The organism is Rhodoluna sp. (assembly GCF_024641065.1).
In the GTDB taxonomy this organism is placed as follows: Bacteria; Actinomycetota; Actinomycetes; order Actinomycetales; family Microbacteriaceae; genus Rhodoluna.
Map to the genome: position 1 here is coordinate 49,953 of NZ_JAHEDV010000001.1, position 26,119 is coordinate 76,071.

Annotated in this window: 25 protein-coding genes; 17 read left to right on the forward strand and 8 right to left on the reverse strand. The window is 51.8% G+C overall.

The window, feature by feature from the left end; all coding sequences use genetic code 11:
• Positions 1 to 23 precede the first annotated feature (23 nt).
• The 6 genes from sepF (at position 24) to dnaE (ending at position 6,684) form a co-directional block, all read left to right on the forward strand.
• Positions 24 to 464 (forward strand): cell division protein SepF, encoded by a 441-nt coding sequence (sepF, locus tag Q0L26_RS00240; RefSeq protein WP_296645858.1) that lies wholly within the window; start codon positions 24 to 26, stop codon positions 462 to 464.
• Positions 465 to 476: 12 nt separating this feature from the next.
• Positions 477 to 776, forward strand: coding sequence for a YggT family protein (locus tag Q0L26_RS00245; RefSeq protein ID WP_296645860.1), 300 nt, complete (start codon positions 477 to 479; stop codon positions 774 to 776).
• 96 nt (positions 777 to 872) lie between these two features.
• On the forward strand, positions 873 to 1,595 hold the full coding sequence (locus tag Q0L26_RS00250; protein ID WP_296645861.1) for a DivIVA domain-containing protein: 723 nt from the start codon (positions 873 to 875) through the stop codon (positions 1,593 to 1,595).
• Positions 1,596 to 1,598: 3 nt separating this feature from the next.
• Positions 1,599 to 2,144 (forward strand): signal peptidase II, encoded by a 546-nt coding sequence (locus Q0L26_RS00255; RefSeq protein WP_296645864.1) that lies wholly within the window; start codon positions 1,599 to 1,601, stop codon positions 2,142 to 2,144.
• 4 nt (positions 2,145 to 2,148) lie between these two features.
• Positions 2,149 to 3,075: an RluA family pseudouridine synthase gene (locus Q0L26_RS00260; protein WP_296645867.1), complete on the forward strand. Its 927-nt coding sequence runs from the start codon at positions 2,149 to 2,151 to the stop codon at positions 3,073 to 3,075.
• An 87-nt stretch (positions 3,076 to 3,162) separates the two neighbouring features.
• Positions 3,163 to 6,684, forward strand: coding sequence for a DNA polymerase III subunit alpha (dnaE, locus tag Q0L26_RS00265; RefSeq protein WP_296645869.1), 3,522 nt, complete (start codon positions 3,163 to 3,165; stop codon positions 6,682 to 6,684).
• Here dnaE and Q0L26_RS00270 read toward each other — a convergent pair.
• Positions 6,677 to 7,183, reverse strand: coding sequence for a flavin reductase family protein (locus tag Q0L26_RS00270; RefSeq protein WP_296645872.1), 507 nt, complete (start codon positions 7,181 to 7,183; stop codon positions 6,677 to 6,679). The two genes, dnaE and Q0L26_RS00270, sit on opposite strands and share 8 nt — an antisense overlap.
• An 80-nt stretch (positions 7,184 to 7,263) precedes the next feature.
• Between Q0L26_RS00270 and hisD the strand changes: the two genes are divergently transcribed.
• From hisD to Q0L26_RS00290, 4 genes are all read left to right on the forward strand, one after another.
• Positions 7,264 to 8,592 (forward strand): histidinol dehydrogenase, encoded by a 1,329-nt coding sequence (hisD, locus tag Q0L26_RS00275; protein ID WP_296645874.1) that lies wholly within the window; start codon positions 7,264 to 7,266, stop codon positions 8,590 to 8,592.
• A 227-nt stretch (positions 8,593 to 8,819) separates the two neighbouring features.
• Complete coding sequence (nrdR, locus tag Q0L26_RS00280; protein ID WP_296645877.1) at positions 8,820 to 9,290, forward strand: transcriptional regulator NrdR; 471 nt, start codon at positions 8,820 to 8,822, stop codon at positions 9,288 to 9,290.
• A 62-nt stretch (positions 9,291 to 9,352) separates the two neighbouring features.
• A complete protein-coding gene (locus Q0L26_RS00285; RefSeq protein ID WP_296645880.1) occupies positions 9,353 to 12,196 on the forward strand; it encodes a vitamin B12-dependent ribonucleotide reductase in 2,844 nt (947 codons plus the stop codon).
• 89 nt (positions 12,197 to 12,285) lie between these two features.
• Complete coding sequence (locus tag Q0L26_RS00290) at positions 12,286 to 13,305, forward strand: quinone-dependent dihydroorotate dehydrogenase (RefSeq protein ID WP_296645882.1); 1,020 nt, start codon at positions 12,286 to 12,288, stop codon at positions 13,303 to 13,305.
• Positions 13,306 to 13,355: 50 nt separating this feature from the next.
• On the opposite strand, the gene Q0L26_RS00295 is transcribed toward Q0L26_RS00290, so the two are convergent.
• Positions 13,356 to 13,901, reverse strand: coding sequence for a DUF3043 domain-containing protein (locus Q0L26_RS00295; RefSeq protein ID WP_296645884.1), 546 nt, complete (start codon positions 13,899 to 13,901; stop codon positions 13,356 to 13,358).
• Between the two features lie 42 nt (positions 13,902 to 13,943).
• Here Q0L26_RS00295 and Q0L26_RS00300 point away from each other — a divergent pair, with 42 nt between their 5' ends.
• From Q0L26_RS00300 to Q0L26_RS00320, 5 genes are all read left to right on the forward strand, one after another.
• A complete protein-coding gene (locus Q0L26_RS00300; protein WP_296645890.1) occupies positions 13,944 to 15,347 on the forward strand; it encodes a dipeptidase in 1,404 nt (467 codons plus the stop codon).
• Between the two features lie 61 nt (positions 15,348 to 15,408).
• Positions 15,409 to 15,780, forward strand: coding sequence for an iron-sulfur cluster insertion protein ErpA (gene erpA, locus Q0L26_RS00305; RefSeq protein WP_296645893.1), 372 nt, complete (start codon positions 15,409 to 15,411; stop codon positions 15,778 to 15,780).
• Positions 15,781 to 15,930: 150 nt separating this feature from the next.
• On the forward strand, positions 15,931 to 16,788 hold the full coding sequence (gene coxB / locus Q0L26_RS00310; protein ID WP_296645896.1) for a cytochrome c oxidase subunit II: 858 nt from the start codon (positions 15,931 to 15,933) through the stop codon (positions 16,786 to 16,788).
• 5 nt (positions 16,789 to 16,793) lie between these two features.
• Positions 16,794 to 18,470, forward strand: coding sequence for a cytochrome c oxidase subunit I (ctaD, locus tag Q0L26_RS00315; protein WP_296645899.1), 1,677 nt, complete (start codon positions 16,794 to 16,796; stop codon positions 18,468 to 18,470).
• Positions 18,471 to 18,475: 5 nt separating this feature from the next.
• Positions 18,476 to 18,889: a cytochrome c oxidase subunit 4 gene (locus Q0L26_RS00320; RefSeq protein WP_296645902.1), complete on the forward strand. Its 414-nt coding sequence runs from the start codon at positions 18,476 to 18,478 to the stop codon at positions 18,887 to 18,889.
• Positions 18,890 to 18,935: 46 nt separating this feature from the next.
• Here Q0L26_RS00320 and Q0L26_RS00325 read toward each other — a convergent pair whose 3' ends face one another.
• The 5 genes from Q0L26_RS00325 to Q0L26_RS00345 all read right to left on the reverse strand — a co-directional run bounded on the left by Q0L26_RS00325 (position 18,936) and on the right by Q0L26_RS00345 (position 23,518).
• Positions 18,936 to 19,280: a TipAS antibiotic-recognition domain-containing protein gene (locus Q0L26_RS00325; protein WP_296645904.1), complete on the reverse strand. Its 345-nt coding sequence runs from the start codon at positions 19,278 to 19,280 to the stop codon at positions 18,936 to 18,938.
• 67 nt (positions 19,281 to 19,347) lie between these two features.
• Positions 19,348 to 21,009 (reverse strand): cytochrome bc complex cytochrome b subunit, encoded by a 1,662-nt coding sequence (locus tag Q0L26_RS00330; protein ID WP_296645906.1) that lies wholly within the window; start codon positions 21,007 to 21,009, stop codon positions 19,348 to 19,350.
• Positions 21,010 to 21,011: 2 nt separating this feature from the next.
• Complete coding sequence (locus Q0L26_RS00335) at positions 21,012 to 21,950, reverse strand: Rieske 2Fe-2S domain-containing protein (protein ID WP_296646706.1); 939 nt, start codon at positions 21,948 to 21,950, stop codon at positions 21,012 to 21,014.
• Positions 21,951 to 22,088: 138 nt separating this feature from the next.
• Entirely contained in the window at positions 22,089 to 22,883 is a 795-nt protein-coding gene (locus Q0L26_RS00340) for a cytochrome c (protein WP_296645908.1), read from the reverse strand.
• A 23-nt stretch (positions 22,884 to 22,906) separates the two neighbouring features.
• Positions 22,907 to 23,518 (reverse strand): heme-copper oxidase subunit III, encoded by a 612-nt coding sequence (locus Q0L26_RS00345; protein WP_296645910.1) that lies wholly within the window; start codon positions 23,516 to 23,518, stop codon positions 22,907 to 22,909.
• 84 nt (positions 23,519 to 23,602) lie between these two features.
• On the opposite strand from Q0L26_RS00345, the gene trpD reads away from it, so the two are divergent.
• Positions 23,603 to 24,670 (forward strand): anthranilate phosphoribosyltransferase, encoded by a 1,068-nt coding sequence (gene trpD, locus Q0L26_RS00350; RefSeq protein WP_296645912.1) that lies wholly within the window; start codon positions 23,603 to 23,605, stop codon positions 24,668 to 24,670.
• Positions 24,671 to 24,750: 80 nt separating this feature from the next.
• Here trpD and Q0L26_RS00355 read toward each other — a convergent pair whose 3' ends face one another.
• Positions 24,751 to 25,221: an NUDIX domain-containing protein gene (locus tag Q0L26_RS00355; protein ID WP_296645914.1), complete on the reverse strand. Its 471-nt coding sequence runs from the start codon at positions 25,219 to 25,221 to the stop codon at positions 24,751 to 24,753.
• A gap of 37 nt (positions 25,222 to 25,258) precedes the next feature.
• Here Q0L26_RS00355 and Q0L26_RS00360 point away from each other — a divergent pair, with 37 nt between their 5' ends.
• The gene (locus Q0L26_RS00360; protein WP_296645916.1) at positions 25,259 to 26,029 is read left to right on the forward strand and encodes a glycerophosphodiester phosphodiesterase family protein; all 771 of its coding nucleotides are present in this window, start codon (positions 25,259 to 25,261) and stop codon (positions 26,027 to 26,029) included.
• The last annotated feature ends 90 nt before the right edge of the window (positions 26,030 to 26,119 follow it).

Consider the following 26,119-nt stretch of genomic DNA (forward strand, 5'->3'; position numbering starts at 1 on the left):
AAGTAATCCTCAGGAGGATAAAAATGGCAAATATTTTTTCACAGGTCGGCAACTGGCTTGGCGTAAGTGGCGGCGACGAAGCTCTACCAGCTCGTCCAGTAGCTGCACCGACTGCAACCCCAACCGAGCGTCCTGTTGCTCGCGTTACTCCAATGCGTTCACGCGGCCGTGGCGTCAGCGATGTCAACGAGATCTTTACCATTCAGCCTTCTTCTTATGAAGATGCAGTGGTCATCGCCGAGTACTTCCGAAGTGGCATCTCGGTAATCGTAAACATGAGCGAGCTGTCAGAGAGCGACGCCCGCAACATGGTTCACTTCTTGCTTGGCCTGCAGCACGGCCTAGAGGGTCACATCAAGCGCGTTACCGGCAAGGTTTTCTTGCTCAGCCCTTCACACGTTTTGGTTAACGAAGAAGAAGAAGACGCCGTCGGTCTTGCCGACGAACTAATCGTTCGTCCTTAGCAGTTCGCCGAAATGGCAATATTTCTCAACATCCTTGGATGGCTTCTGGCCATTTTCAGTTATGCGTTGATCGCTAGGGCAATCATTGACCTGGTAATCGCGTTCAAGCGCGGTTTTAGGCCGACCGGTGCCTTGGTTGTGCTTTTCGAAGTAGTTTTCACCGTGACAGATCCGCCGCTCAAGTTTGTGCGTCGTTTTGTTCCGCCGCTGAGGCTTGGTGCGATTCAATTTGATTTGGCTTGGCCAATTTTGCTAATAGCAATTCGACTTGTCGGCAATCTGCTGAAACAAATCGCAATTACCTACATTTAGCAACTCTGTTTCCAACCTTTGAAGACCTGCGGTAACCTGTCTTTAGTAGCAAGCCGACCTCCCCAATCGGCTCCTAAACCAAAACGAGGTATCTAAATGCCATTGACTCCCGAAGACGTAGTCAACAAGAGATTTCAGCCAACCAAGTTCCGTGAAGGCTATGACCAGGATGAAGTCGATGATTTTCTCGATGAAATCGTCGTTGAACTTCGACGCCTGAGCGTTGAGAACGAAGACCTTCGCCAGCGACTATTGGCTTCTGAATCAAGAATTGCCGAATTGCAGCGCAGTGGAGCAGGCTTGGTTGACCAGCTGAATGCGCCTTCGGCAGATTCGATCTCGAGTTCTACAATCGCTCCTTCGGCGGCCAGCCCATTCCCTGAGGCCACCCAAGACCCAGGTTCACTAGATACCAACAACACCAACAACTTGCTTCAGTTGGCCCGCAAACTACACGAAGAGCATGTTCGTGAAGGTTTGGCTAAGCGCGATGCTCTTATCGCTGAAGGCCATGCAACAGCTGCTCGCGTTGTTCGTGAGGCAGAGGCTCAGCAGCGTGCCGACATGAGCCGCCTTGAGCAAGAGAAGGCCCTGATCGAGCATCGCATCCAAGAGCTTAGAAGCTACGAGCGTGAGTACCGCACCAAGTTGCGTGCCTACATCGAGGCCCAGTTGACTGACTTGGATGAATCTGACGTTGCACCGACCGATCGTCCGGTAACTTCGCCAGCATTGACCTACAACTTCGAAGCAGCGGCCGCGCAGGCCGACCAGCCATTTCAGGTAAATGGTTTCGAAAACAACGACTCAAACATCTAAGCAGTGGCAAAAAATAGAGTCATTGGCCGCTTTGCTGTTGCGGTTGTAATCACCGCGTGGATCGTGATTGCGCTTGACCAATGGGCCAAGGCAGTCGCGATGGCAAATCTTCAACCGGGTGAGTTGGTTCCATTCATCGGGCAATTGGTTCAGTTGCGACTAGCCTTCAATGATTCAGCCGCCTTTTCGCTTGGCTTCGGAATTACCTGGATTTTCACCATCATTTCTAGCCTGGCGGCGCTTGCCATTCTCTGGTTCAGTCGCAAAATCGAAACTTTGAGCTGGGCGATTATGGCCGGTGTCTTACTTGGCGGCGTTGTTGGCAATCTAATTGATCGAATTACCCGTGCGACTGGTTTTGCTGACGGCACTGTTATTGATTTCATCCAGTTGCCATTCAATTTCGCGATTTTCAACATCGCCGACATGGCAATTGTGATCACCTGCACTTTGGGCGCGCTAAGGCTCATCCGTGGTGAACAAATTGGAAAAGCCAAGCTAGAAGAGGCTCAAGTCGAACCTAAATCAGCTTCACTGACTGGCAACTAGTTTTATGAGTGAAATCAAGCACCTACCCGTACCTGATTCACTGATTGGTGAACGAGCCGATGCGGCAATTGCCAAGCTGATGGGCCTGTCGCGCTCAGCGGCAGCTGAACTTCTAGTCGAAGGTTTGGTATCACTTAACGGGCGTGAAATCGGTAAGTCAGACCGTTTGGTTCAGGACGCAATTATCGAGATATCGATGCCAGCTCCAAAGACTCCGCTGGCTATCGTGCCAGTTGAGGTTCCTGGTTTTCGAATCGTTTTTGAAGATGAAGACATAATCGTTGTCGACAAGCCTGCCGGTGTTGCAGCTCACCCGTCAGTGGGCTGGGATGGCCCGACCGTTCCTGGTGCTCTCTTGGCCCTAGGTGTTCAGATCACGACCTCGGGTGCTGCAGAGCGCCAAGGTATTGTTCAGCGCCTTGATGTTGGCACCAGCGGGCTAATGACATTGGCGAAATCAGAATTGGCATATTCACGTCTCAAGCAAGCGTTTCGCGATCGAACTGTGCACAAGGTTTATCACGCTGTGATTCAGGGGCTAGCCGACCCTCTTGCCGGCACATTTGATGCACCCATCGGCAGACACCCAAAGGCCGAATTTAAATTTGCCGTCATGAACGATGGCAAGCATTCGGTGACCCATTACGAAACCCTCGAGGCTTTTCCGGCTGCATCTTTGGTAGAGGTGGTTCTAGAAACTGGGCGCACGCACCAGATTCGCGTTCATTTCTCTGCATTCAGACACCCGCTTGTTGGCGACACAATGTATGGGGCTGATCCAAAACTCGCCGCAAGATTGCAGCTAGATCGTCAGTGGCTACACGCGATGAAACTTAGTTTTGAACACCCAACCAAGGGTGGAATCGTTGAATTCGAGAGCGAATATCCTGCCGACCTGAGCCATGCATTAGAAGTGCTTCGCTCAAACTAGAAACAGCGGCGATAGCTGCCGGCTGGCGCTGGTATTGGGGGATAGGCTGGTCTATCCGAGTGAAAAGTATGTGTGAAAGGAGTCAAATTGAATAAAGATTCATTTGTACACCTGCACGTGCACACCGAGTACTCAATGCTCGACGGCGCAGCTCGCGTGAAGCCACTCATCGAGGCAGTTGTTGAACAGGGCATGCCAGCGATTGGCATTAGCGACCACGGCAACAACTTTGGTGCATTCGACTTTTATAAAACTGCCAAAGCGGCTGGCGTTAAACCGATCATCGGCATCGAAGCCTACCTAACCCCTGGCACCAAGCGTCAAGAGCGAACCAAGGTTCGCTGGGGTAGTGGTGGCGAAGACGACATTTCGGGTGCTGGTTCATATACCCACATGACGATGTTCGCGCGGAACACCGCTGGTATGTACAACCTGTTCCGCATGTCATCCAAGGCCTGGCTCGATGGCTTTTATTTCAAGCCACGAATGGACCGCGAGCTGCTGCAAACCTATGGTCAGGGTGTAATCGCGACTACCGGGTGTGTTTCTGGAGAGATTCAGACCCGACTGCGTCTTGGTCAATACGATGAGGCCAAGAAAGCAGCTGCTGAATTTCAGGATATTTTTGGCAAAGAGAATTTCTTCGCTGAAATCATGGATCACGGTCTAGACATTGAGCGTCGAACCATGTCTGACCTACTGAAACTAGCCAAAGAGCTAGACATGCCGCTATTGGCTACCAATGATTTGCACTACACCCACGCCGGCGATGCAGCCGCTCACGAGGCATTGCTGTGCGTGCAATCTGGCTCAACCCTCGATGATCCAAATAGATTCAAGTTTGATTCCCAAGAGTTTTATCTCAAATCCGCTGCACAGATGCGCGACCTCTTCGCTGACTATCCAGAAGCTTGCGACAACACCCTGCTAATCGCCGAGCGATGTGAAGTTGAGTTTCAAGAACGCGAACTTATGCCGCGTTTTCCCGTTCCTGAAGGTCACACCGAGGCCTCGTGGTTTGAGCAAGAAGTAGCCGAAGGCATGGCGCGCCGCTACAAGGGCCAAGTTCCCGAAGCGCAAGCCAAGCAGGTTTCTTATGAAGTTGAAGTCATCAAGCAGATGGGTTTCCCCGGCTACTTCTTGGTAGTTGCCGACTTCATCGCTTGGGCGCGTGCACAGGGAATCCGCGTTGGCCCGGGTCGAGGTTCGGCCGCAGGTTCGATCGTTGCTTATGCACTCGGAATCACCGAACTTGACCCAGTGAAGCATGGTCTCATCTTTGAGCGATTCTTGAACCCTGAGCGCGTTTCGATGCCCGATATCGATGTTGACTTCGACGACCGTCGTCGTGGCGAAGTTATTCGGTACGTCTCTGAGAAATACGGCGACGACCGTGTGGCGCAAATCGTCACTTTTGGAACCATCAAGGCCAAGCAGGCCCTTAAAGATGCCGGACGCGTTTTGGCCATGCCATATTCGGTTGGTGAAAAACTAACCAAGGCCATGCCTCCGATGGTTTTAGGTCGCGACATCGCGCTAAATGACCTGATTAACAAAGATTCAGAGCGCTATAAAGAAGCGCAAGATTTCAGAGATCTAATTGAAGGCGACCCAGATTCAGCCAAGGTATTCGAGCTTGCTCAGGGTCTTGAGTCGCTGAAGCGTCAGTGGGGTGTTCACGCTGCGGGTGTAATCATGTCTGCAGAGCCATTGATCGACGTAATTCCGATCATGAAGCGCGAAGACGATGGCGCTGTCATCACTCAGTTTGACCAACCGCCTTGTGAAAAGCTCGGTTTGCTCAAGATGGACTTCTTGGGTCTCCGAAATCTAACCGTTCTTGATGACACGCTCGCAAACATCAAGTCGAACCGTAATCAAGTAGTTGTTCTTGAAGACCTAGATCTTGACTCTGACCCAGCAACATTCGAGTTGCTTTCGCGCGGAGACACCCTTGGCGTATTCCAGCTTGATGGAACAGCCATGCGATCGTTGTTGAGGCTACTGAAGCCAACCCTCTTCGAGCACATATCGGCGGTAATCGCCTTGTACCGTCCTGGTCCAATGGGTATGAACTCGCACACCAACTACGCTCTTCGTAAGAACGGCCTGCAAGAGGTTGATTCGGTTCACCCAGAGCTATCAGAGTCGTTGGCTGAAGTTCTTGACCCGACCTATGGGCTCATTGTTTACCAAGAGCAGGTAATGGCTGCGGCTCAAAAGGCTGCCGGATTTACTCTCGGTAAAGCCGACTTGCTGCGTCGTGCAATGGGTAAAAAGAACAAAGAAGAACTAGACAAGCAATACCAGGGTTTTTCTGATGGCATGAAAGCCAACGGATACAGTGATGAAGCCATCAAGGCACTTTGGGACACACTGCTACCGTTCGCCGACTATGCCTTCAACCGGGCACACAGTGCAGCCTACGGTGTCTTGTCTTACTGGACGGCTTATCTGAAGGCGAACTTTCCGGCCGAGTACATGGCGGCACTACTCACCTCGGTTGGCGATTCGAAAGACAAACTTGGGCTTTACCTGAGCGAATGTCGCCGAATGGGAATCAACGTTCTAGCGCCAGATGTCAACGAATCGATCGCAGCATTTAGCGCTGTGGGCGAAGACATTCGATTCGGGCTCGGTGCTGTGCGTAACGTCGGACTTAACGTTGTCGATGGCATTGCTAAGGCTCGCGCCGAAAAAGGTCGTTTCACTTCGTTCCATGATTTCTTGCGCAAGGTTCCAGCCACAGTTTGTTCAAAGCGAGTGATTGAGTCGCTAATCAAGGCTGGTGCATTTGACTCACTAGGCCACACTCGACGCTCTCTCATCGAAATTCACGAAGAGGCTGTCGAGTCACAGGTTTCACTCAAGAAAAATGAGGCAGTTGGTCAGGTCGACCTATTCGGCTCATTGTTCGATTCTGAAGAAGGCATGGATGAAGCCTTCGGCGGAACCGTTCCTGATCGACCAGAGTGGCCGAAAAAAGAAAAGCTTGCCTATGAGCGCGACATGCTCGGGCTTTATGTGAGTGATCATCCACTCGCCGGACGTGAAGCTCAGCTAGCCAGATATTCTGAGCAAACCATCGGCGCGGTAGCTTCGAGCGAAACCATCAAGGATGGTGAGCAAGTCACGATTGCCGGCCTGATTACAATGGTGCAGCATCGCGTTGCTAGGGCTTCTGGAAACCAGTACGGCGCGGTAACCCTCGAAGACTTTGAAGGCGAAATTCAAGTCATGATGATGGGCAAAACCTACCTTGAATACGGTCGCAATCTTCAGGCCGACCAGGTGGTAGTGGTTCGTGGTCGCGTGAGCCAGCGAGACGACGGCAATTCAATCCATGCCTATTCGGTAGAAACTATCGAGGGCACCGGTGAGGGTTCGAGTGGTCCGCTCACGATTCGAATGAACGAAACTGACGCGACCCGAGAAACCTTGGATGAACTCAACCGTATTTTGCGCGTTCACGCTGGGCGCGAAGAAGTGCAAATTGCTCTGATGAGTGATGGGCAAGAACGCTTGTTCAAATTGCAAGCCAAGGTGTCTGTCACCATGGACCTGTTTGGCGAGCTAAAAGTTCTGCTCGGTGCCCGCTGCCTTAGCTAAGGTGCTTTCCCGGGCTCATGTAGCCGCGCTGGTAATAGAGCAAGGCCGGGTCAGTTTCGCCCAGAAGGCCTTCAACTACGTCGACAATTACGACCGCGTTCGATTCGACGCTGTGAATCTCACGGATTTTTACTATCAAAACAGCTGTGGCTGCGCCGAATATTGGCAGTCCGTATGGGCCGGCATACCAGTCGGCCTCGACAAAACGCTTGGTGTGATCGGCTGCCATTTTTTGTGCAAGTTCGAGGTTCTTTTCACCCAAGGTGTGAATTGCGGCATATTCCGCTGACTCGATTGCGGCCCAACTGCTCGAACCGCGCGAAACGTTGAAGCTGGCTAGGGGAGGGTTTGCACCCAAAGAGGTCATTGATGTGGCGGTGAATCCAACCGGTTTACCCTCGCCATCGAGCAGAGTGATCACAGAAACCCCAGATGCGTGACGGCGGAATGTACCGCGGAGTGCTTCGATTGGGTCTTTTTCAACTTCTAGCTGTGACATTGTCTACCGTTCTTTGATTCCTTCAAGCGTATCGAACCGAGCTCTCGGTTTACACTTGAAGTAAATCCAGGAGGAAAAAAATGGTTCAGCCTAAACCAGTCGATTTGCGTCTGATTGATGCTCGCGGCCGCGCACTCAGCAGTGCTCAGGTTAACCAGCTGGTTCCTCGTGCCTCGGTTGATATTCAGCAGGCCATAAGCCAAATTGAGCCGTTGCTGGCTGAAGTAAAAGCTTCGGGTGAATCTGCAATCGTTGACGTGACCATCGCTCGTGATGGTGTCGACCCTCGGCCGCTAAAGGTCACCAAAGAAGAACTTGCTCGAGCAGTTGCCGAGCTGTCGCCCAGTTTGCGTCGTGCCATTGAAGAGGCAATCGAGCGGGTCTTCAAGGTCTCACGGGCTAACCTGCCTCAAGACACCACTGTTAAGTTGGCTGAGGGAGCCTTGGTTCACCAGCGTTGGCAGCCGGTTGACTCAGTTGGCCTTTATGTGCCTGGCGGTAAGGCTGTTTATCCGTCCAGCGTGATCATGAACGTGGTTCCTGCCCAGGTGGCTGGTGTGCAGCGCTTGGCTTTGGCTTCACCGGCTCAAAAAGATTTCAATGGTCGCCCGCACCCGACGGTTCTAGCGACTGCCGCCTTGTTGGGCGTTGAAGATGTTTATTGCATGGGTGGCCCAGCTGCAATTGCGGCGTTTGCCTACGGAATTCCGCAAATCAGTTTTGCCCCAGTTAGTTTGGTAACTGGTCCAGGAAACATCTATGTTGCGGCTGCTAAACGTGCCCTGCGGGGTTTGATCGGTATCGACTCTGAAGCAGGCACCACCGAAATTTTGGTGATTGCTGATGAATCGGCAAATGCCAGATTGATTGCCTATGACTTGGTGAGCCAGGCTGAACACGACGAGGCAGCAGCATCCGTGCTGGTTACCGACTCCGAGCCACTAGCTCACGCCGTAATCAATGAATTGGCTGACATTGTCGATGCCACAAGTCACTCCGAAAGGGTAAGAACAGCTCTAGAGGGCCAGCAGTCTGCGATTGTTTTGGTTGATTCATTGCAGTCGGCTATTGATTTCTCAAATCACTATGCCACCGAGCACCTAGAGATTCACACCTCAGATAACAAATCTGTGCTTTCGAGAATCACCAATGCCGGTGCTATTTTCCTCGGGGATTACTCACCCGTGTCGCTGGGCGACTACATGGCTGGTTCAAGCCACGTTTTGCCAACTGGTCAGCAAGCCAAGTTTGGTTCGGGTTTGGGAGTCCACAGCTTCTTGCGTCCGCAGCAGGTAATTGATTACAACCAGCAGGGCTTGGCGCAGATCTCATCCATGGTGGCCGACTTCGCCGAGGCTGAGGGGCTACCTGCCCACGGCGAGGCAGTCACCGCTAGATTTAATCTTTAAATTTTCAAAATAAATTTCCCCCATTTTTAGCGCTTTTTTAGTCGTTTTTCGCGCCGTTTTTTTCCTACTTTCGCGTCATCACTAGCGACACGCCGACCCAATGCTTAATTTGCAACATTGGCACCCAAACCACAAGATATAGGGGCAGCACACAAAAAACTATCCACATCTAGTGCTTTTTGAGGCAAAAACTGTGGATAACTTATCGGAATTGGGAGGGAGCCGCTATGCATTGTCCGTTTTGTCGCTTCGCGGACTCCCGCGTAACCGATTCGCGCACATCTGACGACGGTTCTTCAATTCGACGTCGCCGTCAATGCCCAGAATGTGGCATGCGTTTCAGCACCACCGAAACTGCGAGCCTCACGGTCGTCAAGCGCAACGGAGTCACCCAGCCATTCAGCCGAGACAAAATCATGAATGGTGTAAGAAAAGCTTGCCAGGGGAGACCGGTCTCAGAATCTGACCTAGCCTTGCTTGCGCAAACCGTAGAAGAAAACGTACGTGCCACCGGCGCTGCGCAACTTGAAGCAAACGAGATTGGCCTGGCCATCCTTGAACCGCTTCGCAAATTAGACGAAGTTGCATTCATGCGCTTCGCCAGCGTTTACCAAGGATGGGAAAACCTCGATGATTTCGAGGCCGCCATCAAATTGCTGCGTCTGAGCCACGAAGATACGGCAGACCAGCCCCAGTAAAACCCAGATTCAACAAATTTCAACAAAATTCAGTACAAATCATTCAAACGAAAGGCAAAGCAGTGACCGACACCACAGCTTTCATCCACAACACCGGCGCAGGTGCTGGGCTAACCATCGATCGCATTTACACCCAGGAGGGTGTTCACCCTTACGACCAGGTCAACTGGGAATACCGCGATGTAGTTCAGACCAACTGGCAGACCGGCGAGACCATCTTCGAGCAGCGTGGAGTTGAGTTCCCAGACTTCTGGAGCATCAACGCGAGCACCATCGTGACCACCAAGTACTTCCGTGGTGCAGTTGGCACTCCAGAGCGTGAGTACAGCCTTCGTCAGCTAATCAACCGTGTTGTATTGACCTACACCCAGGCTGGCCGCGACAACGGTTACTTTGCAACTGAAGAAGACGCAACCATCTTTGAGCACGAGCTCACCTACATGCTGTTGAACCAGATTTTCAGCTTCAACTCGCCTGTTTGGTTCAACGTTGGAACCAAGAGCCCACAACAGGTATCAGCTTGTTTCATCCTGTCGGTAGATGACTCAATGGACTCAATTCTTAACTGGTACCGCGAAGAGGGCATGATCTTCAAGGGTGGTTCAGGTGCAGGTTTGAACCTGTCACGCATCCGTTCATCAAAGGAGCTTCTAAAGAACTCTGGCGGCTCAGCTTCTGGTCCAGTTTCATTCATGCGTGGCGCTGACGCCTCTGCAGGAACCATCAAGTCTGGTGGCGCAACCCGTCGCGCAGCAAAGATGGTAGTTCTTGACGTTGACCACCCAGACATCGAAGAGTTCATCGAAACCAAGGCACGCGAAGAGGGCAAGATCCGCGTCCTTCGCGACGCTGGTTACAACATGGAGCTTGGTGGCAAGGACATCAACTCAGTTCAGTACCAGAACGCCAACAACTCTGTTCGTGTAAACGCAGAGTTCATGAATGCTGTTGAGAATGGCACCGAGTTCGGTCTTCGCGGCCGTACCACCGGTGAGGTTATTGAGACTGTTGATGCACGTGAACTATTCGCCAAGATTGCAGATGCAGCTTGGGAATGTGCCGACCCAGGTATCCAGTACGACGACATCATCAATGACTGGCACACCACCCCAGAGACCGGTCGCATCACCGCTTCGAACCCATGTTCTGAGTACATGCACCTTGACAACTCAAGCTGTAACCTTGCCTCGCTAAACCTGCTTAAGTTCTTGAAGCCAGATGGTTCATTTGACTCAGAGACTTTCGTGAAGGCCAACGAGTTGATTTTCACCGCGATGGACATTTCGATCTGTTTCGCTGACTTCCCAACCCAGGCAATCGGCGAGACCACTCGTGCTTACCGCCAGTTGGGTATCGGTTACGCGAACCTCGGTGCTTTGTTGATGGCAATCGGTGTTCCTTACGACAGCAAGGAGGGTTTCGCTCTAGCAGCTGCAATCACCTCATTGATGACTGGAACTGCCTACCGTCGCTCAGCTGAGTTGGCAGGTGTTGTAGGACCATACGCTGGATTTGCACAGAACAAGGCTGGTCACGAGCGCATCATGCACAAGCACGAAGCAGCTAGCCACCAGGTCATGCCGGTTAGCCAGATCGACGCCGAGGTACTTGCTGTAGCAAACGAGCAGTGGGCTCTAAACACTGCAATCGGTGCAGAAAACGGATGGCGTAACTCGCAGGCTTCATTGCTTGCACCAACCGGAACCATCGGTTTCATGATGGACTGTGACACTACCGGTATCGAGCCTGACTTCTCATTGGTTAAGTACAAGAAGCTATCAACCGGTGGCTCAATGCAGATCGTCAACCAGACCATCCCATTTGCCCTTCACCGTCTTGGTTACTCTCAGGAGACCATCGAGGCAATTGTTGAGCACATCAGCCAGAACGGCCACGTTGTAGACGCGCCTGGTCTAAAGACCGAGCACTACGCAATCTTCGACACCGCCGTTGGTATCCGCGCAATTGAGCCTATGGGTCACGTTCGCATGATGGCTGCGGTTCAGCCGTTCCTTTCAGGTGCAATCTCTAAGACTGTAAACATGCCTGAGACTGCAACCCGCGATGAAATTGCTGACGTCTACTTCCAGGGCTGGAAGATGGGCCTAAAGGCTCTGGCTATCTACCGCGACAACTGCAAGGTTGGCCAGCCGCTTTCAGACGCTAAAGCAAAGACCGAGACCAAGACCGTGGATGCAACTGCCGCTGTTCCAATGTCTCACCCGGTTCGCAAGCGTCTTCCAAAGTCTCGTCCGTCATCAACCACTTCATTCACCGTTGGTGGAGCAGAGGGTTACATGACTGCTGGTTCATACCCAGATGGCGGTCTTGGTGAGGTCTTCTTGAAGCTCGGTAAGCAGGGTTCAACTCTTGCTGGCGTTATGGATGCCTTCTCAATTGCAGTTTCTATTGGCCTTCAGTACGGTGTGCCGCTAGAGACCTTCGTTCAGAAGTTCACCAACGTTTCATTCGAGCCTGCTGGTCTAACCGACGACGCAGATGTTCGTATGGCCAAGTCACTCATGGACTACATCTTCCGTCGTCTAGCCCTTGACTACCTGCCTTACGACACTCGTAGCTACCTAGGCATCTACAGCTCATCAGAGCGTTCAGCAGCACTAGATTCAAACGCTGCTTACGCGCCGATCGCTCCGGTTGCTGACGCTGCTGTGTCAGAAGCTATCGAAGCTGTTGCTGAGAAGGTTGCAGAAGTTGTAGCAGCTCCGGCAGCGGTTGAAGTGGAGATCACCACTAAGCGTGAAGCTCACTCTTCAGCTGAACTGTTCGAAATGCTTCAGGGCACCGAATCAGACGCACCACTTTGCTTCAACTGTGGAATTAAGATGCGCCCATCAGGCTCATGCCACGTTTGTGAAGGCTGTGGCTCAACCTCTGGTTGCAGCTAAAGATTCAAATAGCTGAGGGGCTGGCGCAATGCGCCAGCCCCTCAGTCTTTAAGCAGCCCACTGGTTGAGTCAAGTAATCTTGAGGAATCATGTACAAAATCATTTTCAAGCTCTTTTTTGCGCCCATGGATCCAGAAAAGGTACACCACCTGGTCATGGCAGCTATCCGTGTTGGTGGCGCACTCCGACTAACCAAATTGCTCAAGCTGGCGCCTACCGGTCGAGGATCGGTCCAGGCATTTGGTTTGCACTTTGATGCGCCTTTCGGTCTTGCAGCGGGTTTTGATAAAAACGCTGTTGCTGTAAAAGCGCTTGGAGAATTAGGTTTTTCACACGTTGAAATTGGTACTGTTACCGCCATTGCTCAATCAGGCAACGAAAAGCCGAGATTATTTCGTCTAATTGAAGACCGAGCCATCATCAACCGCATGGGCTTCAATAATGATGGTGCTGCGGTTGTTGCCCAACGCCTAACCGAGTTGCGACAGAAGAACCAGGGCAAACTCCCAGTAATCGGTGTGAACATCGGAAAAAGCCGCGTTGTTGAAGTTGAAGATGCTGAAAATGACTATCGTGCGAGTGCGCGCTTGCTCGCGCCGGTTGCCGATTATCTTGCCGTGAACGTCTCTTCGCCAAACACTCCTGGTCTACGTTCTCTCCAATCTGTGGAGGCGCTTGAGCCTATCCTGAAGGCGGTGCTGGCCGAATCTCTGGGCAAGCCGGTGCTTGTGAAAATTGCTCCTGATCTTGCCGATGAAGATATCAATGCGGTGGCCGAATTGGCCCTGTCGCTGGGTCTCGCCGGCGTAATCGCAACTAACACCACTATCTCTCGAGATGGGCTAACAACACCCAAATCAAAGGTTGAAGCAGCTGGGGCTGGTGGGCTATCAGGTGCACCGCTAAAGGCCAGATCACTTGAGGTACTCAGATTGCTTCGTGCGCGATTGAATGGCAGGGTTGCCATCATTTCAGTCGGTGGCATTGAAACCGCATCAGAGGCACAGGAGCGACTAGAAAACGGCGCTACCTTGGTTCAGGGCTACACCGGATTCATCTATGACGGCCCATTTTGGGCTCGAAAAATAAATAGGCAACTGACCAAATAAAAAATGGCCGCTGATTATCAGCGGCCATTTTTTATTTGAAAAGTTATTTATTAGAGCTTGTTTCCGCGCTTCACCTGAGGCTTTGGAAGGCGAAGTGCACGCATCTGAACTGAACGCATGCCGGCATACCAGCGTAGGCCTTTTTCAACCTTAGATTCGCCATACTTGGCTGCCAGAGCCTTAGTTGCGCCGCGACCCAAGAAATACGCGTTGATGAAAACGCCCAAGAACAAGGTCCACATAACACCTAGCAGCGCAACCTGAACAGCCTTGTCATCAATTGCTGATAGCAGAATGACCACAAAAAGTGCCGGCATCAGAAGCTCACCGATGGTGAATCTGGCGTCAACATAGTCGCGAACGAACTTGCGCTGCGGGCCACGGTCACGAGCCAGCATGTAGCGCTCGTCGCCATTTGCCATGCCTTCGCGAGCCTTACGGCGTTCGGCGATTAGTGCAGCCTTGGCGGCTTGTTTGGCTTCTTTGCTCTTTGCGCCAACTAGCGGTTTCACATTTGCAGCTTCCTGCTGCTTGCGTGATGGGGTAGGGCGGCCTTTGCTTGAAGCTTTGGCAGTGGTTTTTTCTTGCTCAGTCATCAAAATCCTCTGTGAATTGCTTTGAACTTATAGATTACTCTCATGAGACTTAGCCCTGATGCGCTGCAAGCATTTACCGAGAAATCCAAAGATTCTGTCAATAGCAATTTTGAAGCTTACTTGGATGAACTGCAGCAGTTAGCTCGCATTCCAGGTATCGCATGGAGTGCGTTTGATCCGGCTGAACTAGATCGTAGCGCCGAGGCAGTTGCCAAGCTTTTGGAGGGCACCGAGGTATTCGACTCGGTCGAGATTTTACGCTCGCACACGAATGGTTTTCCAGGTGCGCCAGCTGTTGTGGCCCAACGCCTGGCCAAGGCCGGTAGGCCTCAAATCTTGCTTTACGCCCACCACGACGTGCAACCTCCCGGTGATGAGCAGGCTTGGCAAACACCAGCTTTTGAGCCGCATCGCACCAGTGATCGTATTTTTGGCAGGGGAGTGGCCGACGACAAAGCTGGAATTCTGGCCCACTTGGCGGCCATCCGAGCGCTAAAGAAAGTCGCTGGTAAAGATTTCGATCTCGGCATCACCGTTTTTGTCGAAGGCGAAGAAGAGGCGGGTTCGCCAACCTTTAGAAACTTCTTGGATGAAAATTCTGAACTGCTCAAGGCCGATGTCATCATCGTGGCCGATTCCGGAAACTGGTCGACTGAAGTCCCGGCACTCACAACCACCTTGCGTGGACTGGTTTCTCAGGTGATTGAAGTCTCGACACTCGACCACGCGCTGCACTCTGGCATGTATGGCGGTGCTGTGCCTGATGCCATGATGGCGCTGATCAAAGTTCTTGCCAGCCTGCATGACGACCAAGGCAATCTTGCGATCGCCGGGTTAGTTGAATACGAGGCCGACCGACTTGATTACAGTGAGGCCGACCTTAGACGCGACACCGGATTATTGCCGGGAGTCAGCGCAATCGGCAATGGTGATTATCTAGAGAGAATCTGGGCAAAACCAGCGCTTACCGTAATCGGCATCGATGGTCAGTCAGTTGCAATGTCGTCAAACACGCTGTTGCCAAAAGCCAGCGCCAAAATCAGTCTGCGCATTGCCCCAGGCCAAGAACCAGAGGCAGCTCTGGCTATATTGCGTGAACACATCGAGACGCACCTACCTTTTGGCGCCAAGGTGACCTTCGGCGAAGTAGAGCTTGGCAAACCTTTCAACATGGATGCCTCCGGCTGGGCTGCTGAGCTGGCTGCCAATGCACTACAAGGCGCGTGGGGAGTACCATCGGTGAATATTGGCATCGGTGGCAGCATCCCGTTCATCGCTGATCTCAAAGAGGTCTTTCCTGCTGCACAGATTCTGGTCACCGGTGTCGAAGATCCCGATTCTCGTGCGCACAGCCCGAATGAGTCTGTGCACATCGAAAGCTTGCGTAAAGCAATGATTAGCGAAGCCGTATTCCTGCTGGCAGGGAATGAATTGAAGGCCAACTAGGTTTCGTTTCTTGTAAGCAGAAGTTAGAATTTAACTAGTTTTCAAGAAGAAAGAGCAAACCATGAGCGAAGCACAGCAGACCGAAGCAGTTCAGCTTGAGGCTGTGACCGGAATTCAACTTACCGAGCAGGCTCAAAACAAGGTTCGCACTTTGATTTCTGCCGAGGCAACCGAAGAGCAATTGCGCCTTCGCGTAGCCGTGCAGCCTGGTGGTTGCTCTGGTTTGATCTACCAGCTTTACTTCGATGAGCAGCTTGCCGAAGACGACCAAATCACTGAATTCGGCGACGTGTCAGTGGTTATCGACAAAATGAGCGTCCCTTACCTTGATGGTGCAACTATTGACTTCGAAGACACCATCCAGAAGCAGGGTTTCACTATCGACAACCCGAACGCGGCTGGCTCATGTGCCTGCGGTGACTCGTTCAATTAAAAGAATTTTCTAAGGCAACCCCAATCAACTCTTAAGTGGATTGGGGTTTTCTCATACAAAACACCCTGAAGCACGCGGTTTTTGGCTCTAAAAGAGTCTCGAAGAGCGTAGGATAGACAACGTAACGATTCGATATTTGAAGGGTCGATTGTGCTAAAAAAGCGTGCAATTAAGTGGGCAACTCTGCCTTTAGCAGCATCTGTGATGCTGTTTCTATCCGGCTGTACCCAGCAGGAATTCGAACGTGGTCTTTTGCCAGGTGTGCCAGGTGTGACCAATCACACTGACCGCATCGTTGGCCTTTGGACCACCTCATGGACAGTTCTCTGGGTTGTCGGTGCAATTGCTTGGGCTTTGATGATCTACGCAATCATCGTTTACCGTCGCCGCAAGGGTGACAACCACCTTCCAAAGCAGATGCGTTACAACAACCCGGTTGAGACTCTTTTCACCGTGGTTCCACTAATCATCACCATTGGTTTCTTTGCCTTTACTGCACGCGACATGGCAGCCATTGAGAAGCCAGTAGAAAACCCAGACGTAAGTATCCAGGTCATCGGAAAGCAGTGGAGCTGGGACTTCAACTACCAGAACGAGAATGTCTACTCAAGCGGCATTCAGTCACAGTTCGATGGTGAAGAGGGCTCTGAAGCAGCTCTGCCTACCCTTGTTCTTCCGGTCAACAAGACCACCAAGATTGAACTGACCTCACGCGATGTCATCCACTCATTCTGGGTTGTCGAATGGCTATACAAGAAAGATATGATGCCAGGCCGCACCAACGTCATGTACGTGACTCCTCAGGTTGAGGGCACCTACAAGGGCAAGTGTGCTGAGCTTTGTGGCGAGTACCACTCAATGATGTTGTTCAACGTCAAGGTGGTTTCAGAAGCTGAATACGAGACCTACATCACTTCACTTGAGGCTGCGGGTAACGTCGGTCAGCTAGACGACACCTATAACCGCAACCAGAACCTTCCTGGCGACAACCCAGAGATCAGAGGATAAGGACGATGGCTACCGCTACTGCAACCAAGTCAACCTACGGCGCTGCTAAGAAGACCAAGGGTCAGATTCTTGTCGACTGGGTAACAACCACCGACCACAAGAAAATCGGTTACCTTTACCTGATCACCTCGTTCGCATACTTCCTCATCGGTGGTGTGATGGCGTTGGTTATCCGTGCCCAGCTTGCCGCTCCAGGTCTAAACATCGTTGAGACCAAAGAGCAGTACAACCAGCTGTTCACCATGCACGGAACCATCATGTTGCTTATGTTTGCAACTCCGTTGTTTGCGGCCTTCGCAAACATCCTGATGCCAGTTCAGATTGGTGCCCCGGATGTTGCGTTCCCTCGCCTAAACGCGATTGCCTACTGGTTCTACTTCTTCGGTTCAGCAGTGGCAGTTGCCGGTTTCTTCACCCCTCAGGGGGCTGCCAGCTTCGGTTGGTTTGCCTACGCGCCGCTTTCTAACACCACATTCTCACCAGGTTTGGGTGGAGACCTATGGGTCTTCGGTCTTGCTCTGGGTGGCTTCGGAACCATCATGGGTGGTGTCAACTTCATCACCACAATCTTGACCATGCGTGCTCCTGGTATGACCATGTTCCGCTTGCCTATCTTCGTTTGGAACACCTTGGTTACCTCAATCTTGGTCATCATGTGTTTCCCGCCGCTAGCTGCTGCACTTTTCGCTCTTGGTGCTGACCGTCGCTTCGGCGCCCACATCTTTGATCCAGCCAACGGCGGACCAATGCTTTGGCAGCACCTCTTCTGGTTCTTCGGGCACCCAGAGGTTTACATCCTTGCCTTGCCTTTCTTCGGCATTGTTTCTGAGATCTTCCCGGTATTCAGCCGCAAGCCGATCTTTGGTTACAAGACCTTGGTTTACGCGACCATCGCGATTGCTGCGTTGTCAATGACCGTGTGGGCTCACCACATGTATGTAACTGGCTCGGTGTTGCTACCGTTCTTCGCGTTCACCACGATGTTGATCGCAATTCCAACCGGTGTGAAGGTCTTCAACTGGATCGGCACTCTTTGGAAGGGCTCGGTTTCATTCGAGACCCCAATGCTTTACAGCCTTGGCTTCTTGACCACCTTTATTTTCGGTGGCTTGACCGGTGTAATCCTGGCTTCACCTGCTCTTGACTTCCACCTGTCAGACAGCTACTTCGTGGTTGCTCACTTCCACTACGTAGTGTTCGGTACCGTGGTGTTCGCAATGTTCGCGGGCATTTACTTCTGGTACCCAAAGATGACCGGAAAGATGCTGAACGAGCGTCTCGGAAAGATTCAGTTCTGGTTGCTATTTATTGGCTTCCACACCACCTTCTTGATTCAGCACTGGTTGGGCATCATCGGTATGCCTCGTCGATACGCGACCTACCTGCCTGAAGATGGCTTCACTTGGATGAACGGGGTCTCAACCGTTGGTTCAGCTCTGCTCGCGCTGTCGATCATTCCATTCCTATGGAACATCTACATCACCGCTCGCAAGGGTGAAAAGACCACGTTGAACGACCCATGGGGCTTTGGCCGCTCACTGGAGTGGGCAACCGGAACTCCGTTCCCTCGTCACAACTTCACCTCTATTCCACGTGTGCGTTCAGAGTCACCTGCATTTGACCTGAACCACCCAGAGTTCGCAGCGCCTGAGGCTAAGGCTTCAGCTGCTAAGAAGGGTTAATCCAAATGAAGTTCAACGGAAACCTTTTCTGGTTCCTAACCGCCTTCTACTTCGTAGACTCAGCGGGCTATGCGATTTGGTATTACAACACCAATGGTGGTTATGAGCCAATCGGTACTGCGGCTATCGCAATGCTTGGTTTCATGTGTGCATTCTTGGCTTTCTACATCAAGAAGACTCACGCCTCTCAGGGCCCGGTTCCAGAAGACAGCCTCACCGCAAACATCGAAGATGGTGACTCAGAGATTGGTTATTTTGCTCCATGGAGCTGGTGGCCATTCTTCCTTGGTCTATTCGCATCAATGGCTTTCGCAGCACTTGCTGTGGGTTGGTGGTTGTTCTTCATCGCGTTCCCACTTTGCTTGGTTGCTTTGATCGGTTTTGTTTACGAGCGCAGCCGTGGCCAAAACGCGCACTAATTAGTTCTACAAAAAACTCCCTGCCGATCTGGCAGGGAGTTTTTTATTACTCGAGATTATTGTCAGCCCAAAGGTTGATTGCCTGCTGAATGTAGAGCGCTAACCCAGTCTCGTAGGCCTCATAGGTTGCCTTGAACGCCGGATCCATCGTGTAGGTGAGCGCTAGCGACTTGTAGGCGATTCTGCTGGGAGTCCAGAACTGACAGACGTATTCGTAGTGTTTGCCGATCCAGACTTGAACTTCGGGGGAGTCGATGGTGCTTTCTGCAACCATCAACGCTGCGATGCCTTTAGCAATGTGATCGTGGCCGTCACGGTATTCGTTGTACTTAGCCTGACTCATGCCTGGATGCATTGATGCATGGTGCCCAGATTCAAATTGCGTACTCACAAAGACAGTCTATTTTGGTTAAAGAAATTGGGCCGGTCAAAATGACCGGCCCAATTAGCTAGCTTGATTACTTCTTCTTAGGAGTCGCCTTCTTAGAAGTCACGGCCTTTTTCGGAGCAGACTCTACTGCTGCGTGGTCGTGGTGAGCCGCATCAAGTTCACCCTGGGTGACTGGAGCGATGCGGTCTTCAAAGTAGAAGCGAGATAGAGCTGATCGCATGCGTGCTGCGACAGTAATCTTGCCCTTTGAGTTCGGGCGAGCAAGGGTAGGAGCGTAGTCAACAAAGTCAACAAGCTTCCACTGTTCAAACTCGTCTAGAGGCTCGTGAATCTCAACGTACTCACCGTGAGGTAAACGCACGATACGGCCAGTCTCGCGGCCGTGTAGCACGATCTCACGGTCTTTGCGCTGCAACGACAAGCAGGTGCGCTTGGTGACGATGTAGGCGAAGATAGGGCCGAGAATCAAGAGAATCTGCATCGAGGTTAGAACCTGGTTCAGAGACAGCTTGAAGTTGGTTGCGATCAAGTCAGTCGCTGCACCAGCCCAAAGAACCGCATAGAAGGTTACACCTGCTGCACCGATAGCAGTGCGGGTAGGAGCGTTTCTTGGACGGTCTAGAACGTGGTGTTCACGCTTGTCGCCAGTAACCCAAGCCTCGATAAACGGGTAAAGCGCTACCAGGGCCAAGAAGATTACTAGAACGATGATTGGCAACAGAATGTTCCATGACCAGGTCACACCGCCTGCAGTAACTTCTAGGTGGCTCGGAGCCAAACGAAGAGCACCGTCTGCCCAACCGATGTACCAGTCTGGCTGAGTACCTGCTGAAACTGGTGACGGGTCGTAACCGCCGTAGTTCCAAACCGGGTTGATGGTGAAGGTAGCTGCAATCAGTGCGATAACACCAAACACGATGAAGAAGAAACCGCCAGCCTTCGCCACGTAAACCGGCATCAGTGGGTAGCCGACAACATTGCTGTCTTTGCGACCTGGGCCTGAATAGTGGGTGTGCTTGTGAATAACCACCATGAACAAGTGAATAACGATGAAAATCAGAATCAATGCTGGGATAAGCAGAATGTGCAGACCATAAAGTCGAGCAACGATTGCCTCGCCTGGGAACTCGCCACCGAATAGCAATGATGAGATGTAAGCGCCAACTACTGGCACACCCTTGATCATGCCGTCGATGATTCGAAGACCGTTACCTGATAGAAGGTCGTCAGGAAGTGAGTAACCGGTAAAACCGCCACCCATGCCCAACACGAACAGCACGACACCGACTAGCCAGTTGATTTCACGTGGCTTACGGAACGCACCGGTAAAGAAAACGCGAAGCATGTGCAAACCGGCTGCAGCTACGAATAGTAGAGCTGACCAGTGGTGAACCTGACGCATAAGCAGACCACCGCGCACCTCAAATGAGATGTCTAGGGTTGATGCGTAGGCGATAGACATCTCGGCACCCTTTAGAGGACCATAAACGCCTTCGTAGATAACCGGTTCCATTGATGGCTGGAAGAAGAAGGTTAGGAAGGTACCTGAAAGCAACAGCACTAGGAAGCTGTAAAGGGCAACCTCACCAAGCATGAACGACCAGTGGTCTGGGAAGACCTTGCGACCGAACTCCTTGAGAATGCCGGCTACGCCAACACGCTCATCCAGGTAGTTTGCGGTGCCTGCAAGAAAGCCACCTTTTTTAGGTGCAGAAACTGCATTAGACATTCTTAACGCTCCCAGAAGCTAGGGCCAACAGGCTCGGTGAAATCGCTCTGCGCGATCAAGTAGCCTTCGGCGTCAACGGTGATAGGTAGCTGTGGCAGTGGTCGAGATGCTGGACCAAAGACAACCTTGCACTCGTCAGTCACATCAAAGGTTGACTGGTGGCAAGGGCAAAGGAGATGGTGAGTGTGCTGCTCATAAAGAGCAACTGGGCAACCAACGTGAGTACAGATCTTGCTGTAGGCAACGATGCCGTCATAAGACCAGTCCTTACGCTCGTCAGATTCCTTTAGATCAGCTGGGTCAAGGCGAACTAGCAATACTGCAGCCTTGGCCTTCTCTTCGAGCTTGTGGTGCTCTAGCTCGCTAAGGCCCTCAGGGATAACGTGGAAAACTGATCCGAGGGTGACATCTGAAGCCTTGATAGGCAGGCCAGACGGGTCTTTAGCAAGGCGGGTGCCCTTCTTCCACATGGTGTGGCGAAGAGAGTCACCTGGGTTTGGCCCGAGGTCACCAAAAATCATGATTGCTGGCAGCGGGAACAAAGCCAAGGCTCCGTATAGAGAGCGACGAATCAGCTTGCGACGTGAGAAGCCTGACTCTGAGTCAGCTAGGCGAACGATCTCAATTGCTCGTGCACGAACTTCTTCAGAACCGCGTGCCATGTGACGCTCTTCTGAAACCTCGGCGTCTGGCATAAGAGTCTTTGCCCAGTGAACAGCGCCGATACCAATGCCCAAAAGGCCAAGAGCGATGCCAAGACCAAGCCACAGCGTGTTGTTGCGAACAGTGCCTAGGTCTTCGGTCAGTGGGAATGCGAAGTAAGCGTAGATTGCAAATGCGCTACCGAAGATTGAAGCGAAGAAAAAAGCAGCTACTTGACGGGCTGCAGCCTTCTCGTGCTTCTTGCTCTTGTCGGTCATGCGCACACGGTGTGGCTCCATGCCTGGGTCAACCACTGCATCAGCTGCGATGGTCGCTAGACCCGCTGAGTACTCGTGCTCTGGTTCGTGCGAACCGGTTGAGGCGATGCTCTTGTCGCTCACTCTGTGCTCCCTTGAGTTTCTATTCGGAAAAGAAGATTAGTTTGACTTGGCGCCAAGCCAAATGGTGATTGCGATGATCAGACCAAGGATGAAGACCCAAGCAAACAGACCCTCAACAACTGGACCTAGGTTCGCTAGTTCATAACCACCGGCTGATGGGTTTGATTCCACATACTTCAAGTAGGTGATGATGTCTTTTTTGTCCTCGGGAGTGAGGTTTGCATCGTTGAATACTGGCATGTTCTGTGGGCCAGTCAACATAGCTTCATAGATGTGACGTGACTCAACACCCTTTAGGGCTGGTGCGAACTTACCTTCGGTAAGCGCACCACCGGCGCCGACTGCGTTGTGGCACATTGCACAGTTGATGCGGAATAGCTCGCCACCGCGAGTTGAATCGCCGTCAGCGGCAACCATCTCGTCGGTTGGTACAGCTGGACCAGGTGCCAAAGTTGAAACATAAGCAGCCATGGCGGTGATCTGCTCTTCGGTGAACTGAACCGGCTTCTTCTCAAGCTGTGGACCTGAAGCCTGGCCAGGCATACGTCCGGTGGCTACCTGAAATTCAACAGATGCTGCACCTACGCCGATAAGGGTTGGGGCTGCTGAGGTTCCTTCAGCGTTGCTGCCGTGACAGCTAGCGCAGTTTGCAAGAAATAGCTTTTTGCCTTCTTCAATCTGTGCTGCTGTGTAGACAGAAGAGTTTGATGCAGCTTCTTCAGCGGTTGCAGTGACTGCTGCGTAACCGCCACCGGTAAGCGCCAATGCTGCGGCCATAACCAAAATCGCTGCGAAAGGGCTGCGACGGTTCGCCTTTGGGGTTTTCTTCATGAATGCCATATTCAGCGACCTCTTTATTTCAGAACGTAAACGATTAGGAACAAGCCGATCCAAACAACATCGACGAAGTGCCAGTAGTAAGAAACAACAATTGCGCTGGTGGCTTCATAGTGGCCAAACTTCTTGGCGGCAAATGTGCGACCAATTACCAAAAGGAATGCAACCAAACCACCGGTAACGTGAAGGGCGTGGAAGCCGGTGGTGATGTAGAAGGCGCTTCCGTAAGAGTTCGAGTTGAGCGCGACACCCTCAGAAATCAAGGTTGCGTACTCCCAAACCTGGCCGGCAACGAAAACTGCACCCAGAAGGTAGCTCAGTAGGAACCATTCCGCGACACCCCACTTTGTTGGCGACCAACCAGTAGCGCGAGGCTGCATGCGCTCAGCCGCAAAAACACCGAACTGAGCGGTGAAAGAAGAAGCAACCAAGATGATGGTGTTGGTTAGTGCGAAAGGCACGTTAAGAATTGCTGAGTCGTTTGCCCAAATCTCTGGCGAGTTGGCACGAAGGCTGAAGTACATCGCGAACAAGCCGGCGAAGAACATCACCTCGCTGCCAAGCCAAACAATGGTGCCAACCGAGGTTGCACTTGGGCGGTTAATGACTGGGGCGCTTAAGGTCGTCATAGTTCTAATCCTAACCCCGAGAAAGCGCTAAAAATGGCATTTTTGTCGAGCATGGCGCGGTTTTTCACTAATAAACTTTGGGCTATGACTTCTGAATTCAATTGGCCCGCGGTTATCGGCAAACTCGTCTCGAAAAACGATCTTTCACGTGCCGAAGCCAACTGGGCAATGTCAGAAATTATGTCGGGGGAGACGCCCGAGCCGATCATGGCTGCGTTCATCGTCGGCTTGCGCTCTAAAGGCGAAAGTGTCGAGGAATTCTCGGGTCTTGTCGATGTGATGCTCGAAAATTCGCTCAAACTCACCACCGGAGCCAACGCGGTAGATATCGTGGGAACCGGGGGAGACCAGCTTGGAACTGTGAATGTTTCGAGCATGGCATCGGTTGTTGTTGCCAGTGCCGGTATTCCAGTTCTAAAACATGGTTCACGCTCGGCTTCAGGCAAGACTGGATCTTCAGAGATGCTCGAGTCGCTTGGGCTTCGGTTAGATCTTGACCCTGAGGAGGTTTCGGCCGTTTTTGCTGAAACTGACATCACTTTCTTCTTTGCACCGGTTTTTCACCCGGCAATGAGATTCGTTGGCCCAGTTCGCCGCCAATTGGGAATCCCGACCACTTTCAACTTTCTTGGGCCGCTAGCCAACCCTGCTCAACCAATCGCAACCTCGCTTGGTGTGGCAAATGCAGCAGTTGCACCGCTTTTAGCAGCTGAAATGTCAGCTCGAGGCAGAACCGCTCTGGTTTTTAGAGGCCGTGACGGCTTGGATGAACTTTCGACCGTCGAAGACAGTGATATTTGGCAGGTTTCTGGGGGAGAGGTTCAAAAATCTGAGTTGGATCCCACCAAACTTGGTCTCAAACGAGCCTCGATTGACCAGCTGCTCGGCGGAGACGCTGCCGAGAACGCCGAGATTGCGCGAAAGTTATTTGCGGGAGATACGCGCGGCAATCTTGGTGCCGTTCGCGACATTGTGTTGCTAAACGCGGCCGGTGGAATTGTTTCTTATGAATTGGCCAAAGATGCATCGCGCGCAGATGTTTCACTCGAACTTCGTCTTGAAGACGCGCTAGAAAAGGCTACGGCTGCACTCGAGTCTGGAGCGACTGCCCAAAAGTTGCAGGACTGGATCTCAGCAACTAACTCAAAGTAGGCCCTGACGCAGGGAAGCGCTATCTGGGCAAAATAAAACATTACTTGACATAATGTTCATTATCGGCGTTTGGGGTGTTATTACGGGTGTGCTGAGAAGTGGTCGGTAAGAAAGGCAATTAGCTCCTGTGGACCAACTACTCCATTGCTCTCAATGAGTTCTGAGAGTTTCCACCAGCGATACTCCAAAACATCTCGACGTTCATCTTCGGTCCAGTTCGATGTATCTAGTTCAAAGTCGGTAACTGTCAGTTTGAAGAAATAATCCACATAGGTGTGATGATTTTTACCGTCAGACCAATCCCAGCGCCCTGATGTTTGCCAAATTGGCTTGTCAAGAGTTTCAATGTCGATTTCAATGCCAGTTTCTTCGAAAAGTTCACGAATTGCCGCCTGCGCAGGTGTTTCACCTTCGTCTATGCCGCCTCCTGGAGTAATCCAACGCGGTGGCAGGCCAACCTCCGGATCAAAATGTGTCAGAAGCAAGAAGATTTCATCCTGGTCATTGACCAACAGGATTCTTGCGGTTTCGCGGTGCTGACCTGGTTGCATGAGTCAAGTTTGGCAGTTTTTCTAATACGCTCGATTTATGAACTCGGGATTTGGTTATTGGGCTGGTCCAAAACCTCGCATTTTGGCCCATCGTGGGCTAGTTACTGAGGATTCACCGGTCGAAAACACCCTGGAATCCTTTGCTGCTGCGCTTGAAGCCGGTGCAGACATCATCGAAACAGACATCCAAGCCTCAAAAGATGGCGTGGCAATTGTTTTTCATGATGCCGATTTGAGCAGACTTGCCGGCCGGCCTGAGTCTGTCACCGATTTCGATTATGCCCAGTTGGCTGAAATCGAACTTCTCGGTGGTGGGCGCATCTCGAGCCTTGAGGCCGTTCTAATGGCTTTTCCGGCGGCAAAATTCAACTTGGATGTTAAATCAGCTGCTGCCATTAGCGCCGTTGCCGAGGTTGTGAATCGATTGGGCTGCAATGATCGAGTGCTGATTACTTCGTTTAGTGAAGCTAGGCGATCGAAAACTTTGGCCCTACTCCCCCTGAAAACTGCTAGTTCAGCCAGTGCCGCACTGCTAATTGCCATCTATGTGCTCATAGCCCTAGGTCTAAGTTTTTTCGTACCGGTTTGTAGCAAGCGCGTAAAAGCACTTCAGGTGCCAACCAAAGCCGGATTTTTACGTCTAGACAGGTCTCGGTTTATTCGAGCCGTTCATCGGTCAGGTATTGAAATTCACTTCTGGACCATTAACGAAGCTGAAGAGATGAAACGGCTGGTTTCTCTCGGAGCCGACGGAATTGTGACCGATCGCGCAGATTTGGCTGTTAAAACCCTTCGAAAAGTGAGTTGAGTTTGCTCTTTAGGTGCAAATTGCGGGAAGATTGAACGTTATCGCCTTGTTATACCTTGGCGACAAGCCTCAAAAAGGCGAACCCAATCA

Bases quoted from the DNA above. Each gene is read 5' to 3' on its own strand.
- Q0L26_RS00270 (WP_296645872.1), bottom strand. From the start codon at position 7,183: ATGTCACAGCTAGAAGTTGAAAAAGACCCAATCGAAGCACTCCGCGGT.
- Q0L26_RS00300 (WP_296645890.1), top strand. From the start codon at position 13,944: ATGAGACTTAGCCCTGATGCGCTGCAAGCATTTACCGAGAAATCCAAA.
- Q0L26_RS00335 (WP_296646706.1), bottom strand. From the start codon at position 21,950: ATGGAGCCACACCGTGTGCGCATGACCGACAAGAGCAAGAAGCACGAG.
- Q0L26_RS00330 (WP_296645906.1), bottom strand. From the start codon at position 21,009: ATGTCTAATGCAGTTTCTGCACCTAAAAAAGGTGGCTTTCTTGCAGGC.
- nrdR (WP_296645877.1), top strand. From the start codon at position 8,820: ATGCATTGTCCGTTTTGTCGCTTCGCGGACTCCCGCGTAACCGATTCG.
- Q0L26_RS00250 (WP_296645861.1), top strand. From the start codon at position 873: ATGCCATTGACTCCCGAAGACGTAGTCAACAAGAGATTTCAGCCAACC.
- erpA (WP_296645893.1), top strand. From the start codon at position 15,409: ATGAGCGAAGCACAGCAGACCGAAGCAGTTCAGCTTGAGGCTGTGACC.
- Q0L26_RS00360 (WP_296645916.1), top strand. From the start codon at position 25,259: ATGAACTCGGGATTTGGTTATTGGGCTGGTCCAAAACCTCGCATTTTG.
- Q0L26_RS00345 (WP_296645910.1), bottom strand. From the start codon at position 23,518: ATGACGACCTTAAGCGCCCCAGTCATTAACCGCCCAAGTGCAACCTCG.
- Q0L26_RS00320 (WP_296645902.1), top strand. From the start codon at position 18,476: ATGAAGTTCAACGGAAACCTTTTCTGGTTCCTAACCGCCTTCTACTTC.
- Q0L26_RS00295 (WP_296645884.1), bottom strand. From the start codon at position 13,901: ATGACTGAGCAAGAAAAAACCACTGCCAAAGCTTCAAGCAAAGGCCGC.
- Q0L26_RS00260 (WP_296645867.1), top strand. From the start codon at position 2,149: ATGAGTGAAATCAAGCACCTACCCGTACCTGATTCACTGATTGGTGAA.
- ctaD (WP_296645899.1), top strand. From the start codon at position 16,794: ATGGCTACCGCTACTGCAACCAAGTCAACCTACGGCGCTGCTAAGAAG.
- sepF (WP_296645858.1), top strand. From the start codon at position 24: ATGGCAAATATTTTTTCACAGGTCGGCAACTGGCTTGGCGTAAGTGGC.
- hisD (WP_296645874.1), top strand. From the start codon at position 7,264: ATGGTTCAGCCTAAACCAGTCGATTTGCGTCTGATTGATGCTCGCGGC.
- Q0L26_RS00340 (WP_296645908.1), bottom strand. From the start codon at position 22,883: ATGAAGAAAACCCCAAAGGCGAACCGTCGCAGCCCTTTCGCAGCGATT.
- Q0L26_RS00245 (WP_296645860.1), top strand. From the start codon at position 477: ATGGCAATATTTCTCAACATCCTTGGATGGCTTCTGGCCATTTTCAGT.
- Q0L26_RS00290 (WP_296645882.1), top strand. From the start codon at position 12,286: ATGTACAAAATCATTTTCAAGCTCTTTTTTGCGCCCATGGATCCAGAA.
- Q0L26_RS00355 (WP_296645914.1), bottom strand. From the start codon at position 25,221: ATGCAACCAGGTCAGCACCGCGAAACCGCAAGAATCCTGTTGGTCAAT.
- trpD (WP_296645912.1), top strand. From the start codon at position 23,603: ATGACTTCTGAATTCAATTGGCCCGCGGTTATCGGCAAACTCGTCTCG.